General features: G+C 37.4%; 20 protein-coding genes. 11 read left to right on the top strand and 9 right to left on the bottom strand.

Annotated elements, in window-relative coordinates:
- Nucleotides 1-31 precede the first annotated feature (31 nt).
- A complete protein-coding gene (gene rlmF / locus ACRXC1_RS11675; RefSeq protein ID WP_433658985.1) occupies nt 32-946 on the bottom strand; it encodes a 23S rRNA (adenine(1618)-N(6))-methyltransferase RlmF in 915 nt (304 codons plus the stop codon).
- 163 nt (nt 947-1109) lie between these two features.
- On the opposite strand from rlmF, the gene ACRXC1_RS11670 reads away from it, so the two are divergent.
- The 3 genes from ACRXC1_RS11670 (at nt 1110) to ACRXC1_RS11660 (ending at nt 2942) form a co-directional block, all read left to right on the top strand.
- Nucleotides 1110-1538 carry a host attachment protein gene (locus tag ACRXC1_RS11670; protein WP_433658983.1) on the top strand — a complete coding sequence of 143 codons (429 nt, stop codon included), beginning with the start codon at nt 1110-1112 and terminating at the stop codon, nt 1536-1538.
- Between the two features lie 203 nt (nt 1539-1741).
- Entirely contained in the window at nt 1742-1918 is a 177-nt protein-coding gene (locus ACRXC1_RS11665; protein ID WP_392908842.1) for a hypothetical protein, read from the top strand.
- Between the two features lie 79 nt (nt 1919-1997).
- On the top strand, nt 1998-2942 hold the full coding sequence (locus ACRXC1_RS11660) for a carbon-nitrogen hydrolase family protein (RefSeq protein WP_433658981.1): 945 nt from the start codon (nt 1998-2000) through the stop codon (nt 2940-2942).
- Here ACRXC1_RS11660 and ACRXC1_RS11655 read toward each other — a convergent pair.
- Nucleotides 2935-4398: a carbon starvation CstA family protein gene (locus tag ACRXC1_RS11655; RefSeq protein ID WP_392908844.1), complete on the bottom strand. Its 1464-nt coding sequence runs from the start codon at nt 4396-4398 to the stop codon at nt 2935-2937. The genes ACRXC1_RS11660 and ACRXC1_RS11655 overlap by 8 nt on opposite strands.
- 123 nt (nt 4399-4521) lie before the next feature.
- Here ACRXC1_RS11655 and ACRXC1_RS11650 point away from each other — a divergent pair, with 123 nt between their 5' ends.
- Nucleotides 4522-5124: a trimeric intracellular cation channel family protein gene (locus ACRXC1_RS11650; protein ID WP_433658978.1), complete on the top strand. Its 603-nt coding sequence runs from the start codon at nt 4522-4524 to the stop codon at nt 5122-5124.
- A gap of 3 nt (nt 5125-5127) precedes the next feature.
- Here ACRXC1_RS11650 and ACRXC1_RS11645 read toward each other — a convergent pair whose 3' ends face one another.
- Entirely contained in the window at nt 5128-5964 is an 837-nt protein-coding gene (locus tag ACRXC1_RS11645) for an MBL fold metallo-hydrolase (protein ID WP_433658976.1), read from the bottom strand.
- Between the two features lie 78 nt (nt 5965-6042).
- Between ACRXC1_RS11645 and ACRXC1_RS11640 the strand changes: the two genes are divergently transcribed.
- Nucleotides 6043-6384 (top strand): MerR family transcriptional regulator, encoded by a 342-nt coding sequence (locus tag ACRXC1_RS11640; protein WP_392908847.1) that lies wholly within the window; start codon nt 6043-6045, stop codon nt 6382-6384.
- Here the strand turns inward: ACRXC1_RS11640 and ACRXC1_RS11635 are convergent.
- The gene (locus tag ACRXC1_RS11635; protein ID WP_433658974.1) at nt 6368-6802 is read right to left on the bottom strand and encodes an Rrf2 family transcriptional regulator; all 435 of its coding nucleotides are present in this window, start codon (nt 6800-6802) and stop codon (nt 6368-6370) included. The two genes, ACRXC1_RS11640 and ACRXC1_RS11635, sit on opposite strands and share 17 nt — an antisense overlap.
- Before the next feature lie 79 nt (nt 6803-6881).
- On the opposite strand from ACRXC1_RS11635, the gene ACRXC1_RS11630 reads away from it, so the two are divergent.
- Together ACRXC1_RS11630 and ACRXC1_RS11625 are read left to right on the top strand one after the other, a co-directional pair.
- A complete protein-coding gene (locus ACRXC1_RS11630) occupies nt 6882-7247 on the top strand; it encodes a group I truncated hemoglobin (RefSeq protein WP_392859312.1) in 366 nt (121 codons plus the stop codon).
- A gap of 13 nt (nt 7248-7260) precedes the next feature.
- Nucleotides 7261-8421, top strand: a complete 1161-nt coding sequence (locus ACRXC1_RS11625) for an NnrS family protein (protein ID WP_433658971.1) — start codon at nt 7261-7263, stop codon at nt 8419-8421.
- On the opposite strand, the gene ACRXC1_RS11620 is transcribed toward ACRXC1_RS11625, so the two are convergent.
- Nucleotides 8418-9203, bottom strand: coding sequence for a TrkA C-terminal domain-containing protein (locus ACRXC1_RS11620; protein ID WP_433658969.1), 786 nt, complete (start codon nt 9201-9203; stop codon nt 8418-8420). The genes ACRXC1_RS11625 and ACRXC1_RS11620 overlap by 4 nt on opposite strands.
- Before the next feature lie 80 nt (nt 9204-9283).
- Between ACRXC1_RS11620 and ACRXC1_RS11615 the strand changes: the two genes are divergently transcribed.
- Together ACRXC1_RS11615 and ACRXC1_RS11610 are read left to right on the top strand one after the other, a co-directional pair.
- Complete coding sequence (locus ACRXC1_RS11615; protein WP_392908856.1) at nt 9284-9742, top strand: hypothetical protein; 459 nt, start codon at nt 9284-9286, stop codon at nt 9740-9742.
- Nucleotides 9743-9759: 17 nt separating this feature from the next.
- Entirely contained in the window at nt 9760-10590 is an 831-nt protein-coding gene (locus ACRXC1_RS11610) for a hypothetical protein (protein ID WP_433658967.1), read from the top strand.
- Here ACRXC1_RS11610 and ACRXC1_RS11605 read toward each other — a convergent pair.
- Nucleotides 10583-11023 carry a methylglyoxal synthase gene (locus ACRXC1_RS11605; protein ID WP_392908859.1) on the bottom strand — a complete coding sequence of 147 codons (441 nt, stop codon included), beginning with the start codon at nt 11021-11023 and terminating at the stop codon, nt 10583-10585. The genes ACRXC1_RS11610 and ACRXC1_RS11605 overlap by 8 nt on opposite strands.
- A gap of 118 nt (nt 11024-11141) precedes the next feature.
- Between ACRXC1_RS11605 and ACRXC1_RS11600 the strand changes: the two genes are divergently transcribed.
- Nucleotides 11142-11435 (top strand): DUF6172 family protein, encoded by a 294-nt coding sequence (locus ACRXC1_RS11600; RefSeq protein WP_433658965.1) that lies wholly within the window; start codon nt 11142-11144, stop codon nt 11433-11435.
- A gap of 65 nt (nt 11436-11500) precedes the next feature.
- On the opposite strand, the gene ACRXC1_RS11595 is transcribed toward ACRXC1_RS11600, so the two are convergent.
- The 3 genes from ACRXC1_RS11595 to ACRXC1_RS11585 all read right to left on the bottom strand — a co-directional run bounded on the left by ACRXC1_RS11595 (nt 11501) and on the right by ACRXC1_RS11585 (nt 13381).
- Nucleotides 11501-11854 (bottom strand): hypothetical protein, encoded by a 354-nt coding sequence (locus tag ACRXC1_RS11595; protein ID WP_392908863.1) that lies wholly within the window; start codon nt 11852-11854, stop codon nt 11501-11503.
- A gap of 130 nt (nt 11855-11984) precedes the next feature.
- Nucleotides 11985-12632 (bottom strand): flavin reductase family protein, encoded by a 648-nt coding sequence (locus ACRXC1_RS11590; protein ID WP_433658963.1) that lies wholly within the window; start codon nt 12630-12632, stop codon nt 11985-11987.
- Entirely contained in the window at nt 12626-13381 is a 756-nt protein-coding gene (locus tag ACRXC1_RS11585) for an SDR family NAD(P)-dependent oxidoreductase (protein WP_433658961.1), read from the bottom strand. The genes ACRXC1_RS11590 and ACRXC1_RS11585 overlap by 7 nt, the downstream gene beginning before the upstream one ends.
- A 37-nt stretch (nt 13382-13418) precedes the next feature.
- On the opposite strand from ACRXC1_RS11585, the gene ACRXC1_RS11580 reads away from it, so the two are divergent.
- Nucleotides 13419-14684, top strand: coding sequence for an ABC1 kinase family protein (locus tag ACRXC1_RS11580; RefSeq protein ID WP_433658959.1), 1266 nt, complete (start codon nt 13419-13421; stop codon nt 14682-14684).
- Nucleotides 14685-14851: the final 167 nt, after the last annotated feature.

Here is a 14851-nt window from a genome sequence, read left to right as displayed (position 1 = left end):
ATTTCCCTAAGGTCGAGGTATGGACTTTCAATTAAAAGCGCCAAGCAAGTATATGCGCTATCTTATTTCCATGATTCATCTCAATTACTCGACTATCGCTTACTCTTTGTTTCTTAAGCTCTTTCTCTAGTTCAAGAAGATTTTCTTTTTGAGAAATAAGGGTTGTAAACCAACGACACTGATCTTTAAACTCAATACTCTCTTGAATCATATTTGTCACAAAGGCCCTTTCACCACCTTCACACCAAAGTTCATTCTTAACGCCACCAAAATTCGATTTAGCTGAAGGTTTATGTCCTTTCTTTACTTTATTCGCATTTAAGTTCTTAAGCTTTGTTGCTCTTTCTTTATCGGCTTCTTCTTGTGATGAGTAGAAAGGTGGATTACACATTGTAAAATCGAATTTTTCATCATTCTTAATCAGATCAATAAAGATATGATTTGGAGATTTTTGAAAGCGTGCCTTAATATTCTTCTTTAAGCTTGCATTAGACTTAAGCATTGAGTTTGCATGATTGATGGCCTGCGAGCTGATGTCACTGCCAACAAACTTCCAACCATAGATACTATTACCAAGAATAGGATAGATGCAACTTGTCCCTGTACCAATATCAAGCCCCTTTATCTTTGGACCTACAGGAATTTTTCCATTATTTTCTTGGGCAAGTAGATCTGCTATATAGTGAATATAGTCTACACGTCCTGGTATGGGTGGTACGAGGTTTCCTTGGGGGACACTCCAATTTTCTACTTTGTAGTAATGTGCTAATAGTGCCTGGTTTAAACACAGAACAGCTCCTGCATCAGAGAAGTTTACACTCTGATTACCATACTGGTTCTCTTTTACAAAACTTGCCAGGGAAGGGAATGACTCTATTAAGGCCTTGAAGTCATAGCCCTTATTGTGAAGATTTCTTTGATGTAGTTCTTTGGTTTCATTTTTCATTCATTATTTTTAACATATTTTTAGTTCTTTATAAGAAAAAAGGAATTAGAGAAGAAAATACACAGTGTTCATCTGGTTGCTGATAAGAAATTTTTACTATTTATTTGTTGGAGTTTTTTTTGGAATAGAGTGATGATAAAAAAAATATCTCTTGGAGGTAGATATGCATCGATCATGGGTTGTTGTCGCAAGTAAGTCTAATGCGCGTATTTATGAGCGTAAAAAAAGAAATACACTAAAATTAATCAAGTCTCTTGAGAACCCAAAAGTCAAGCTTAAAGAAGGGGAGGTCGACTCTGATCGACATGGATCAATGGCAAATAGTAACGGCCATGGGTATCAATCATTTACTCCGAAAAAAACGAATAAGAAGCATCGTGAGGAATTATTTGCAAAAGAAATAAATCAATTCCTCAATCAAAATCATAATAAGAACAACTTTGATGATTTAGTTATTGTTGCTGAAAATTCATTCTTAGGAGTTATTCGAAATAACCTGAATAGCAATTTAAATAAGCATGTGAGTAACTATTTAAATAAAGACCTAGGAAACTTACCTGATAGTGAGATTGAAAAAATTATGGCCGCGTAGAGGTTTATAATAGTCTTAAATTGTAAAACATAAGGGCCTTTTATGGCCCTTTTTATATCTAAGTTTTTCTTACCGATAATAGATTTATTGACTTTAGACACTATTGTTAAAACTATTAACATAAGTGTGAATTCTTTGTTTGGTGCCTATATTTCAACAATCCCTAGTGTTAAATTTGAAAAAAACTAAACAAGGGATTAATTATGAGAAAACTTATCTTAGGTATTTGTGTTCTTTTATCAATGACAGCTGTTGCATCTGAAGCAAAGATTCAAGAAGTAAAAAAAGAAAAGGTTAGTAAACAAGCGTCGTCTAAAGATTGTCATAAAAAGGATGAAGCCGGAATCAAAGAATACCGTAGTGAATTCTTCGGAAAATAAGAAAGAGTTAAATACTTTTCGATTCAAATTTATGCTTAAATGAAAATACTCTGAGAGGTGCTGACTTAAGGAGATCGATGTGAAAAAGATTGCAATCGTTCAGCTTCCACCAGTATTTTTAAACTTATCTAAAACAATAGAACGGGCCTGTGACTCAATTTCTGAAGCCGCAGGAAATGGTGCTGACTTAGTAATGTTTCCTGAAGCCTACTTACCTGGTTATCCTTCATGGGTTTGGAGGTTAAGACCAGGTGGTGATATTGGAATGTCTAAAGAATTACACCACCTTCTTTTTAAGAACTCTGTTGACCTTTCCAAGGGACAACTTTCTGAAATTCAAGAGACAGCTAAGAAAGAAAATGTGACAGTCGCAATTGGCTTCAACGAGATTAATGCAGAAGCTAGCGGCTCAACTCTTTTTAATTCTTATGCCATTATTGGGCCAGATGGAAAAATTCTTAATAACCATCGTAAGCTTATCCCAACAAATCCTGAACGCATGGTCTGGGGGTGGGGAGATGCTCGTGGGTTAAATGTTGTTGATACACCCGCTGGAAAAATTGGAACGCTAATTTGCTGGGAAAATTATATGCCACTTTCACGCTTCAGTTTATATGCACAAGGAGTAGAAGTTTACTTGGCACCAACCTGGGACTGTGGAGAGTCTTGGGTAGGAACCTTAAGGCATATTGCTCGAGAAGGTGGTTGTTGGGTCGCTGGATGTTCTACTGCAATTCAGTGCCGTGATATTCCAGATGATATACCATTTAAAGACGATATTTTTCCGGAGCCAGATGACTGGTTATCAGATGGCGATGCGGTTTTATTTAGACCTTTTGGCAGTGCTGTTGCAGGGCCATTATCACGTGAAAAAGCAATTCTCTATGCTGAGTACGATCTCGAAGAAGTTATCGATGCAAGACGCTCTTTAGATATCGGTGGGCATTACTCTCGTCCAGATATCTTTGAGCTAACTGTCGATAAAAGAAATATGGATTCTCTTCACTTGAGAAAAGCTAGTTAAACGCGTATCGCTTGCGATGAAAAACTACGAGTAAAATTAAACATAGTAATCCCACTAATGCACCGATCGGTTGCGCTTGTTCTTTTGAAAGATTCACACCGATAGGAGCAGTTAGGATATATGATATTGTAACTGCTGTCCCGACAATAGCTGGAAGGCTTACAACCCAATGGATCGCCTTGCGATCAAAAAGATACTTTGTTGCTAGCCAGAGCACACTCGTTGATAAGAGCATATTTGAAAATGCAAAGTATCGCCAAATTAGAGAGAAATCGATCTTTGTCATAAAGTAGGCGATGGTTAGAATCGGGATCGAGACAAAGAGTCGATTTTTTATACTTTGGTGGATATTAAATGCATCAATGATCGTAAGCCTTAGTGATCGAAAGGCCGTATCTCCAGAAGTTATTGGAAAGATCGCTACTGCAAGAACCGCCATAACTCCACCAAGTGCTCCTAGATAAGTTGAAGAGATTTGTTTTACCACTAGGCCTGGCCCTCCTTGGGCGATGACTGCCTTTAATTGAACATATCCTTCTGGGAATGCCGAGATCCCTGCTAGGGCCCAAACACATGCAACAACACCTTCTGCTAACATAGCACCATAGTAAACGGGCCTTACATACTTTTCATTTTTAAGACATCTCGCAATGATTGGAGCTTGCGTTGAATGAAAACCACTAATGGCACCACAAGTGATCGTAACAAATAGTAGTGGCCACACGGGAGGCCCATTAGGGTCGCGATTTAATAATTCATAGTTCATATGAGAATGTGAAAAGTAGGCAAAGACATTTTCTATCTTAGGCAGCATTGGTGCATGAAGTATTAAAGAAATGGCCACTAAGACAGTCATGACAACCATTAAGAGACCAAAGAGTGGGTAGAATTTTGTAATGATTTTATCGATTGGAAGAAGAGTTGCAAGAAGGTAATAGGCAAGAATAACTAGAACCCAAAAATTATTACTTGCAAACATTGTATCTTTAAAGGCATCAAGGTTACTAATTAAACCGGCAGGACTCATAATAAAGACTACACCAACAAAGAAGAGGAGCATTGCTGTAAAGAGTAACATGATTGCCTTGAAGTATTGATTTAGGTAGTGACCAGCAATTTCAGGTAAGCTCTTACCATCTTCCTTGATGCTTAGAACTCCCGAGTAGAAATCATGAACAGAGCCTCCTATAATATTTCCAAGCACGATCCACACGAGTGCAATTGGGCCGTAGATTGCTCCAAGGATTGGTCCAAAAATTGGCCCCACTCCAGCAATATTTAAGAATTGAATGAGAAAGGCCTTGGTTGGTGAGACCTCAACGTAGTCAACTCCATCTTCGAATTTTGTCACGGGGGTATCCTTGCTTGGATCAATTCCTGCTTGTTTCTCGACAAAGGGACTATAAAAGATATAAGCGAGGGCCAGCATCGCAAGGCAGATGAAAAAAATAATCATTTAACACTTCCATGGTTAAAAGTTTTCTATCCTTAATTATAAGGGGATAAACAGATGTCATTGGTTAATTCTAAAAGTAAAATTTCTTGAAATTTATGTTAAACTCCATCTAAGGAAGTTAGAATGAATGAATTTATCTATATTGATTATCTCGGAACATTTGCATTTGCTGTCACTGGAGCATCTGTAGGAGGCAAGTCCAAACTTGATCTCTTTGGAATGCTATTCTTAGCATTTCTAACTGCAGTAGGTGGCGGGACAGTTCGTGACCTTATTATTGATGAACCTGTTTTCTGGACGCAAAATACGTCTTACCTCTATATAATTATCATTGCGACACTCTCAACTTTCTTTATGAGAAGATTCTATGAACGCCAGAGCTCTCTCTTACTCTTCCTTGATACACTAGGACTTGGCTTCTTTGTTGTCATCGGTACTCAAAAGACATTATTACTTGGGTTTAATAATGAGACTGCTCTTCTAATGGGTGTCATTACTGCTGTTTTAGGTGGAATCTTACGTTCTGCCTTTAGTGGGGAACTTTCAATACTCTACCAAAAAGAGCTGTATGCAACTGTGGCGGCAATTTCATCTCTCGTTTTTATTTTATTATCTGACGTCGATCTAGAGCCAATTTTCCCTGCAATAATCGTAATCATAAGTACTTTTGTTCTCAGGTACGGGGCCATAAAATTTGGTTTAAAGCTGCCAACAATGAAAGAATAAAGGTTAGTTCCACTTTGGATAGTAACCAAGTGACTCATGCACGTAGTAGTCATGTGTTGGAATAATAATAAAACCTTTTTCTTGCATATCTTTCACAACTTTAATTTTCTTTTGTGCCACTTCTTTGTCTGTATCAACAAGCTTAGATGAAATGAATGGCTTATTTTGAATTGGGGAGAGTTGCCTTGTTGTCCAGATAGCATCACCAACAAAGAAGTATTTCTTATGTGCTCCATTTAGAATGAGGCCAAGAGAACCATGAGTGTGCCCAAATAATGGAACAACGATAACTTTTTTATCCCCAAAGACGTCATGGTACTTATTAAACCCTAGATATCTTTCTTGCCTCCATTTGAATGGTTTTGTCTTTGTTCTTTTAAATTGTGAAGGAAATGTTCGATTGGCAATAGGGTGCTTAACTTCTTCCATTTCTTCTGGGCTTACTAGTGTTGTGATATATGGATAATCAACAAGGCCACTGGCGTGATCCCAGTGAGCATGAGATAAGATGATATTTTCAATTTTATACATATCTTTTAGTTGTACCTTTATTGAGTCAAGCTTTTCATAGGCAAAGAGTGGCCTTGCCCACCAAGACATGTCTTCGTCAAATTGTTGATCAACTTCATCTCCTAAACCTGTCTCAAATAGAATGTACCTTCCCTTGTTTTCAATTAGAAAACCTGCGTGGTTAACCATCATTGTTTTAAAGAGACTGCCTTTCTCATATATTAAGGCCTCAAGTGTTTTTGCTGTACCTGTTTGAATAATAGAAAATCGAGGACCTTCGCTTGCTGCAAAGATACTAAGTGTAAATAGAAGAGTGATCAGAGATTTCACTTGTTTTCCTTTTTGTTATCAGTTTAGACTAGTATAAACCTTAAACTATACTTTAAGGTCAAGTGCTGGAGAGAAAAAATGAAAATAGGTGATTTATCTAAGCAAACAGGGATACCTTCATCAGCAATACGCTATTATGAAAAGGTAGAGTTATTAGTTCCTAGAAGAAGTGATAATGGCTACCGAGTGTACCCTGAAGAGGCCGTTGATCTACTAAAACTTATTGTTCAGGCAAAGGAGTTGGGATTCTCTCTTGCTGAAATTAAGTCGATGGCAAAAGTTCTAGCAACAAGAAAACCTAATGGGCGACTGAGAAAGCAGCTAGAAGATAAACTGACTCAACTTGATAATCAAATTAAGGTGATTAGAAAATTTCAAAAGAATATCAGGGGACTTTTAGATTCTAATTGTCCTCTTTAAAGATATTTTCTAGCTTATTCTTGTTAGTGAGTAGGTCTGCCAGAGTATAGGCATTCAATGTTTCGTAGAATTGATTTTGAGCGATTATAAGAGCACTCTTTAATTTACACGCTGGACTAATAATACAGTTTCCCGCACTTCCAAAACACTCAACAAGGGGAGAGTCTTCCTCAAGTTCACGTATTAAGTTTCCAATGACGATTTCATCTGGAGCGCTAGAGAGGGTGATACCTCCACCTTTTCCTTTATACGAGTCAATGATTCCCATTGTTGAAAGATTATGAACAACCTTTACTAAGTGGTTACGAGATATCTTATACTTATCGGCAATTTCACCCACAGTAGAGCGCTCATCGCCCTTTGTGGCGATATATATAAGAACTCTTAGACTGTAATCTGTAAAACTGGCCAAACGCATATTAATTTCCTGTTTACTTTAATACCATTTAAGTCTAGCATACATAATATGTATTTTGGATATATATTAAGGAGATAGTATGTCAAAGTTATTTGAAAGAATAGGTGGTAGAGACGCTGTTAATGCAGCAGTTGATGTTTTTTATAATAAAGTTTTAGCAGATACACGTATTAAGCACTTCTTTGAGGGGATCGATATGGCCGCACAAAGAAGAAAGCAGATCATGTTCTTAACATATGCTTTTGGTGGCCCAAATACATATGACGGAAAGGGAATGAGAGAAGCACACGAGGCCCTAGTTGCCCAAGGATTAAATGATGAGCACTTTGATGCCGTTGTTGAAAACCTTGGTGCTACTTTACAAGAGCTGGGTGTGGCAGATGAGCTAATACAAGAAGCAGCAGCAATTGCTGAGTCGACTAGGGCCGACGTACTTCTTAAGTAGGCAGAGAGAGTTGATGGGGTTTAAGTCATTATTTTCAATTAGTTTTAGGCCATTCTTTATTATGGCCGGATTAATTGCGGCACTTAACCCCATTATTTGGGTTCTTACTTATCTGGGGCATTTTGAAGTTCCTGTCTTAAATTTAAGTTCTCTCTTTTGGCATTCTCACGAAATGCTTTTTGGATTTACAGGTGCTTTAATTGCCGGATTTCTACTCACTGCCAGTGCCAATTGGACGGGCTCAAGGCCATACCAAGGAAAGGCCCTCGTCATATTACTCCTGTTGTGGCTTATAGAGCGCTTCTCATATTTCTTACCTCTAACAGAAACTGTATTACTAATAACTTTAAATCTTTTCTTTCCAGCTCTTCTAATTATGCTTTTTAGAAAGTTACAGAATTTTCCAAAACAAAAATATGTCTTTATCCCGATATTATTGGGGTTCACTGTTTCTAGTTTTTTACATACTTGGGGGAATCTATATTCTGAAGCGACTATTTCAGATTACGGAAGGGATGTTGCGATTGGCCTAATTCGCTTCATTATTTTATTGATAGCAGGCAGAGTGATTCCATTTTTTACGAGAAGCAAAATCCCTGAGACTAAGATTGATATTCCTAAGTGGCTTAATATCTTAAGCTTAGGATCTGTTCTAATTCTTTCATTATTTTGGAATTTAATGAACCCATCAGTGGCGTATATTTTAATCCTTACTATTGCAATTATCTCAAACCTCTTCAGACAGCTTCTGTGGCGACCTATGTTAACTACAAGTATTCCAATACTTTTTATTCTTCATGTTGGTATTGGATTTATTAATATTGAGCTGGTCTTAAGATTAATTGGGATTTTCTACACGCGTATTAATCAGACAAATGCAGCATTGCATATGCTATTGGCCGGAGGCTTGGCCACCGTGTCCATTGGGATAATGACTCGTGTTTCTCTGGGGCATACTGGCAGAAAAATTATTGCAGACTCATGGACGAAGCTTTCTTACTTATTAATTATTATAGGTGCCTTAACACGTTCTATAACTCCTATGGTTACGTCAGAGTACTATTTCTCTAGCTTGTATATTGCGGCGGCTTTATGGAGTTTTGGTTTCTTGATCTTTGTTTTGAGCTACTTTGATATTCTAACTTCAATGAGACCAGATGGCAGAGAATACTAGCTGGCCTCTCTTGTTTCAACAATTTCTTCTTCTTTTTCTTTTTCTTCTTTTTTTATTCCGGCCAACTTTTCGATGGCCTCTTTTCTCTCATTATCTCCAATATCAGCAGTTCTGGTGCTAATTTCACTTAACATATCCGCTCTCCCATAAAGAATAGCAGTATCTCCTGGTGTGATGACATAGTCTTTTGAGGGAAGCCCGAGGTACTCACCATTTGCAACTTGAACACCTAGGACGATAAGGCCCTCTCTTGGTAGAGAGAGTTCTCGAACATTCTTATTGGCAAACCAGTGCTTATCAGAGACATAAACCTCACCAATGCCAAAGCGATCTCCTATGTGAAGTAAATTTGCGTAATCCACGAGTTCGACATCTGAGAGCTTCCCAAGATATTTTTTTAGTTTTTTATTTAGCCATTTATTAAAAAAACTACTCTGAGTTACATAGATTATTATTGAAAATAGAGTGACTGCGATAGCGAATCGGCTAAGTCCTTGAGCAGTCGTATCGATATTCACAAATGATAAGATGGCCGTTGAGATGACGGAGATAATTCCAACATTACTAATTGTCATTAGGAAGCTGAGAACGCGTCTTCTTAGAGGGTGGTTAACAAGACTTTCTGACTCACTAGTTGTATACCCTGTTCCTGTGAGGGCGGACTTTGCTTGAAATCTTGCAACTTCGTCACTTAGGCCAGTTAAAACTAAGATCTTAGTTGCTACTTTAACAACGGTAATAGATGTAAATAGTATGATCGTTAACGTTAGTAGGGCCAGCATGATAAACTCCACTTTCCATTATAGAGAAAAACCAGCTAAACTTATCTATAAATGAACTTAAATATACTTAAGGAAGCCTTATGACTCATCTCAAGCTAAAATCGACAGCACTTTGTTTACTTACACTTTCAACATGGGCAAGTTGTCCAGATCTTGCCGGTACTTGGGAAGGAATGTGTGATCGCGATGGTACAGTGAAGATTGAAAAATTACATGTACGACAGCAGAGTTGTGAGCATATCAATTTCTACGGAATGGATTATAAAATAGGTAAGCCTTATAGTGAACAGTATGAGAATAAATTTGAAAAGACATTTAATGTTCATAATCTTTACTGGGGAGCCGATAGGAAAAGCCTCTATTTTAATGTTGACCGTATCCAATGGATGAAGGATCGCAATCAGACTTCTAATGCTCAGGGGCTAGGAGTACTTAAAGTAGAAGGTGACGAAATGGACTATTTACGAGTCTACAGTGGACGTAGCCGAGAAGGTCAATATTTTAAAAAGTCGAGAAAGTGTAGTTTTACACGTATTTAGAAATAGTGAGAAGAAAAATGAATATTAAAGACCTTTTAAATATCGGAAAAGAGATCGAAGCTCTAAATCCTGTAGCTGAAGACTTTTCGAAAGTGTGTACTGACTTTCTCATAGAATCGAAATTTGATTTTGAACTTGAAGAGTTGGAGTCATTTATCGCGCAGTGGAGTTTAGAGCAAGTAACTCTGCCTGAACAAGTAAATGTTTATAATGGCTTCGGTCAGCCTCCTGTTACAATCTTTAATAATGGTCACTTTGTCGTTGATCTTTATTTTTGGCAGACTCTAGATACTTCTATTCACTCTCATTCATTCTGTGGCGCTTTTCAAGTCGTAGCAGGAGAGTCAAGACATGAAGTTTTTAAAGTTCATAAGAAAGAAGAGTTCTTCCCTGATATTTACACAAGTCAAATAGAGTGTATTGTAGATGAAACTCTTGTTAAGGGAGATATTCGTGAAATCAAAAGAGGACTTGAGTTCTCTCATCGTGTTCTTCATGAACAGAATCCTACTGTGACTCTTTGTATACGCACTGTTAATGACAAGAGTCCGCAGTGGCATCACTTTGACAATGGGCTTAGTATTCAAAAACGCTCACCGGAAGCCTGTGATATAAAACGATTATCAATTTATGACTATCTCTTAACACGAAATCCACAGCAAGGTTTGGCCTACCTTGAAAAGCTTATGGACTTTTTTTCGCCAAGTCTTATCATGAATCTTTATGAGCAACTCTCATATGATCAAATGGGCCTTACGGAAGAAGGTGTTGAAGTCTTCTTTGATAAGGTCGTCGAACGATATGGAGAGACACCTTGGTTTAAAGTGTATATGGACTTTTTTAATTAATATCTTTTCGTGCTTGATTATAATGATTAAGTACGGAAAGCTTACGCTCGTACTCTATGTCCATTAAGCTTGAATTAATGAAATAGTCAGCGCTTGTTTGATTACATGCCATGGGAATATTATAAAGTGTTGCAATTCTTAATAAGGCCTTAATATCTGGATCGTGTGCCATGGATTCCAATGGGTCCCAAAAAAAGATCAGCATATCTACACTGCCTTCAACAATAGCTGTACCTATTTGAAAGTCCCCACCGATTGGACCACTTAAGTATTTATGAATATTGATTCCTAGCTTTTCCTCTAAGAGTCTTCCTGTCGTCCCTGTAGCACAAATATTGTACTTGGTAAGTTTGTCTTTGTGTTCCAAAGTCCATTGGATAAGGTCATTCTTTCTACTGTCGTGGGCCACAAGGGCGATGGTCTTTTTCTTCATAGTATTATTCTATTCCCACACTTTATTTAAGTAAAGTTAACTTAGTGATCATTAATAGAGTGTTTTCCGAGTTATTCCATGCTAAAAGCTCCTATTAGTTTAAAAAAGTGAGATAGAAGTGAAGAAGACGTTTAATTTAGTAGACGAAAAGCGCGCACCAGAGAGAGTTGCGGATAAGATAAAATTTGAAGTTAAGAAGTATATTAAAAGAGAGCGCAAGAAGGAACTTCCTGAAGGTGCGGACTTTTGGGACTTTGACTGTCGCATTGGTACTTCGCAAGAGACTGCTAAAGAGATTCACGAGAAAGAGATCAATAAGAATGTTGATTTAATGGTTAACGAGAAAGCCGAATCTTTCTATCTTGAAATCTTGGCAAAGAAGGCCCGCCGTACTCGTCGTACTAAAGAATAAGAATACTAAGTTCCAGGAACCATTCTTGGTTCCTGGAGATGTCAGGAGTTTTGCCAAAGAGCAATTTACGCGACTTGTGGTCGACGTAAGCTACTTGCTAAGCTATTGCTAAATCTATCTCTTTTCCATTTTAGTAATTGCTCATCGATTGCTTCTTCAAGAAGTAAAAATGCTTGAAGTGGCGTGTGAGCAACTTTCTTTGCGTGAAAGTTTTTAGTAAACGATTTGATACTTAATTGACCAATATAATTGGTCTCATGCTTCTTGAATGTTAGTTTAAAGTGGCTATGAATAGGGCAGCGGTCCATAAGGCCGTCTAATCGTGATCTAATTTTCTGATATTGTTTGGGCCCTAATTCTATGCCGAAGTCATAAAATAGTGGATTTGAATAATTACATAATTTTGTTTTCTTTAACATAAAGTCTCCTTGATACGGTTAATAGTAAAAAAGATTCTTTAGAGGTCGAAAAAATAATGATTTACCTCTCGTGATAAAAGAATGGTAGCAAAAATAATGGTGTCAATACTAGCTAGGAAATTTTTTTTCTCTACAGCCAACTTGGTTTTCGATCAGCTTTTGCATAACTAAGACGTCCAAGAGGGGCCGTCTTAAAGTATGCATCTAGTCCCGATACACAAATTGTTCCCGCCTTGTGGATGTCGATATGACCGTCTTCTTCGAGGCAGTCTTGCGGTAAGTGAACACTTTTTATTTCTCCAATTAAAAAATGAGTCCCATTCTCCTCAATTTTAATCTCACGCACAAATTTAATCGCCATCTTTATATTTGCTTCTTGTACAAATGGTGCAGGAAATTCTTCTTTGTGTTCAACGAATTCTGCAGTTAGTCCACAAGCATCAAACTCGCTTTGCTCTTGAGGGTATCGTGCACTTGTTTGATGGGCCTTTTCGACTATCGATTCATTAACATGATTAATCGTAAAGAAACCGTTTTCTCGAATATTTTCTAGAGTATCTCTTCTGGCGATATCAGGTCTAATGACTAGTCCAATAAGAGCAGGAGAGGCTCCTAGATGTACGACGGAACTTATGATTGAAAGATTTGTTTGACCTTCATTATTGATTGTCCCTACAAGGTTCGCTGATTTAAAACCGGATAAGGCATTAATAAATTTAATTCTCTTTCTTTCATCATAGTTTTTAAAATCAGTGTCTTTAATTATCGTCGTTACCATGGAATTTCTCCGCCGTCCCAAGATAGAAACTTTCCAGTTTCATTTAGTTCTCTATTATTTATAACATTAAGTATATTGGAAGCGGTTTCATGTGTCTCGTGAATTATATAAGAGGTTCTTTCAATGAAGGGTTCAGATAAATCAGTTCTAGTAGTGCCAGGGTGAATGGCAAGAACAAGACATTTCTTTCTTTTTCTTTCAAATTCAATGGCAATATTTTTGATGAGCATATTTAGAGCAGCTTTTGAAGCACGGTAACTATACCATCCACCTATCTTATTATCTTCGATACTTCCTACTTTTGCCGATATCGTAGCAAAGAGACTAGGGGAGCTGCTTAAGTTCTTTTCGAAATACTTAGCTAACAGGGGTGTGATCATGGCATTAACTCTTATTAGTTCAAGAAAGGTATCGGGGTCAAACTCTCGTAAAGACTTTTCTGGGGAGATATTTTCGGTGTGAAGAAAGCCTACGCTATTGATGATTAGATCGAAGGAATTATTAATATTCTCTTGGGCAAAGTTCTTTAAATGATCTTCTTTAGTTGGGTCTACTTGATACACTTCTAAATTATTAGGAAATACTTTTTTTAGATTTAATAAATCTAATGCACTCTCTTTTCTACGATAAGTTGCCTTAACGAAGATACCTGAGTAATTCTCTAATAGATTCTGTACAATCCCAAATCCTATCCCATGACCAGCTCCAATAATAAGAGCATTTTGGCATTTATTGAGTCGAAAATTCATCCTTTCTCCTTTAGTTAATGTTAGAATAAGAAGGCCAATGAAAAAAATAAATAAAATAAAAAATAAGTTCATTTCAAGACAAGTCGGAGTTGCAAAACTTGCTCTCAAGATGGGCAAAGACGTTTGGTCTAAGCGTAATGAAGATTTGAAAAATAAATTGAGTGGGGGTATTGGGCCTCATGTTGAACTCATTGTAAATGAGTTAGGTGTGATGAAGGGCTCTTTAATGAAGGCCGGGCAACTTCTATCAACTTATGCAAGTGCATTTCTGCCTCCTGAGGCGCAAAAAGTTTTAAAGCAACTAGAGAGTCAGTCTTACTATTTAGAGTGGGGTCAAATTAAAGAACAACTACCTAAAGAATTCTTAGAAGAACTTGAAATCGAAGAGAAGCCAATTGCAGCGGCAAGCCTTGGGCAAGTTCACCTGGCCCACTTTAATGGAATCGATTATGCCATGAAGATTCAGTACAAGGGAGTTCGCAAGGCAATAAAGAATGATGTGAAGGCATTAAAGATGTTAATGAAGCTTTTAAATGTCATTCCAAAAGAAGTGGACTTAAAAGAAATCTATTCTGAAATTGAAGAGATGCTCTTTCTTGAAACTAATTACCAGGAAGAGGCCAAGTCAATAAATGAGTTTCGTGAGCTATTATCAGACTACCCACAGTACAAAGTACCTACTGTTTTAGAAGAGTATAGCAATGAGCGCGTACTAACAATGGAGTATCTCGAAGGCCATAGCTTAAGAGAGATTGACCAATTAAACTTGTCTCAAGAAGATCGAGATGAACTAGGTAAGGACTTTATGAGACTGATGTTCTTAGAGCTTTTTCAATTTAAGAAAGTTCAAACAGACGTTCATATGGGAAATTATATTCTTCTTCCAAATAATCGTTGGGGCCTAATCGACTTTGGTGCTTCAAAATCTCCACCAGAAAACTTTTTAAAGGGTTACCAAACACTAATCATGGCCTGTGCAAATCTTGACCGTGAGCTATTCTTCTCAAATCTCTATGAGATGGAGTACCTATCTAAGAGTAAGAAGACAAACGAAGACTTCTTTTGGGAGTACGCCAAAGTTATCGCTGCTCCTTTTCAAGGAGGTGTCTATGACTGGGGCAACTCAAACGTCGCGGACAAAGTAATGGAGATGGCGCCGCAACTAATGAAAGAAGTTGCTGTCGGTAATCCTTCAAGACATACCGTTTTCCTTGATCGCAAGATTGGAGGGGTCTTCTTTGTGCTACATAAGCTTGGTGCACGTTTTGATGTGCGTGCATTACTAGACGAGTGTCGTAAGTAATTCTAGTTAGTTAGATCTTCCTGAAAAACTTTTCCAAATTCAAGTGAATTTATTCATAAATAAACAATAAATGCCGATAAGTTATTTAATTAATTTACCTTAGGTAAGTTGATAAATGTTGAATAATTTAGGGGTTTTCATCATTGCACTTGGCCTAAAATTTAGGC

This window comes from Halobacteriovorax sp. GFR8, from assembly GCF_050955245.1.
Lineage (GTDB): Bacteria > Bdellovibrionota > Bacteriovoracia > Bacteriovoracales > Bacteriovoracaceae > Halobacteriovorax_A.
This window is presented reverse-complemented; position numbering and strand designations above follow the sequence as displayed.